Annotated in this window: 1 protein-coding gene; it reads right to left on the reverse strand. The window is 68.4% G+C overall.

The window, feature by feature from the left end; all coding sequences use genetic code 11:
• Nucleotides 1–1,832 (reverse strand): condensation domain-containing protein (locus ACFFNA_RS35355; RefSeq protein ID WP_378924532.1); only part of this gene is annotated, 1,832 nt, incomplete at both ends.

A 1,832-nucleotide genomic window follows, 5' to 3' on the forward strand; every position in this document is an offset into this window, starting at 1 on the left:
ACCACCATCGCCGGGCTGCGCTCCAGGCAGATCGCCACCGGCTGGTCCGGCCTCACCCCGAGGCCGATCAGATGATGGGCCAGCCGGTTGGCCCGCGCGTTGAGTTCGCCATAGCTCAGGCGCTCGTCGTCATGGACCAGCGCCACCGCGTCGGACGCCTTGCGCACCTGCGCCTCGAACAGCTCGTGGATGCACAGATCCGAGGGGTAAGGCGCCGCCGTCCGGTTGAGGTCGTCAAGCAGATAGCCCCGCTCCTCGGCCGACAGCAGCTCGATCCGGCCGACCGGCTGCCCGGAATCGGCAACCATCGCCCGCAGCAATGCCAGCAGATAGCCGCGCTGCCGCTCGATCGTCGCTTCGTCGAACACCGCCGTGGCATAGTGCAGCGATCCGACGATCTCCTCGCCATCTTCGCCAAGGTCGAGCTCCAGATCGAACTTGACCTGATCGAACCCCTCGCCGGCAGCCTCCACCCGCAGCCCCGGCAGGTCCAATGACCCGACGGTCTCGTTCTGCCAGGCCAACATCACCTGGAACAACGGCGTGTGATCGAGGGCCCGCGGCGGCTTGACGATCTCGACCACCTGCTCGAACGGCAGGTCCTGATGCTCCTGCGCGGCCAGCGCCGTGCGCCGTGTCCGCTCCAGAAGCTCCGACACGCTCGGCGTGCCCGCCAGGTCCAGCCGCAGCGCCAGGGTGTTGACGAAGAAGCCGATCAGCTCTTCGATCTCGCGCCGGCCACGATTGGCGCTCGGCACGCCGACCACGACGTCGTCCTGCCCCGACAGGCGCGACAGCACCGCCGCCCAGGCCGCCAGCACCGTCATGAAAAGCGTCGTGCCATGCTTGCGGCTCAGCCGCTTCAGACCGCCCGTCAGAGCCGCATCGATGACGACCGGCACGCTCGCCCCGGCAAACGACTGCTGGAGCGGCCGCGGCCGATCGGTCGGCAGCGCAAGACGGGCCGGGGCGCCGGACAGGGTCTCGCGCCAATACTGCGCCTGGCTCTGCAGCCGTTCCCCCGACAGCCATTGCCGTTGCCAGGCGGCATAATCCGGATACTGGATCGCCAGCGGTGGCAGCGGGTCGTCCTGCCCGGCCACAAACGCCCGGTAAAGGCTGCTGAGCTCACGCATCAGCAACCCCATCGACCAGCCGTCGGAGACGATGTGATGCTGGGTCAGCAGGAAGACATGCTCGTCATCCGACAGTCGGATCAGCCGGCCGCGGATCAGCGGGCCGCGCGAGAGATCGAATGGTGCATTGGCCTCTTCACGGCACAGATCCAGGAGCGTTGCCTCGGCATCCGGCCTGTCCCGAAGATCGTGCTTTGTCACCGGCAGCCCGGCATCGGCCGGCAGCACCTCGACCCCGGGCTGGCCCTCCGGGGCGACAAAGACACTGCGCAGCGCCTCGTGACGGGCAAACAGACGGTCAAGGCTGCGCTGCCAGGCGACGCGGTCGAGCGCTCCCCGCAACCGCAAGGCCAGCGGCATGTGATAGTTGGTGCTGCCCTCGTCGAGCTGTGTCAAGAACCACAGCCGCTGCTGCGCAAACGACAGCACCAGCGGCTCGCCGCGCGACACGGCGACAATCGCCGGCAGGTCTTTGGGACCGGCGCGGCGCAACTGTTCGGTGATGCTTTCCGCCAGGTCGGCAAGCACCGGCCTGGCGAACAGCGTCGCCAGCGGCAGTTCCACACCAACGGCCTGCGACAGCCGGCTCGAGAGCTGCACCGCCAGCAGCGAGTGGCCGCCGAGCTCGAAGAAGTTGTCGTGGCGGCCGACCCGCTCGACCCCGAGCAGCTCTTGCCAGATCCCGGCCAGGGCCGT

Source organism: Mesorhizobium kowhaii (assembly GCF_042431665.1).
Lineage (GTDB): Bacteria > Pseudomonadota > Alphaproteobacteria > Rhizobiales > Rhizobiaceae > Mesorhizobium > Mesorhizobium kowhaii.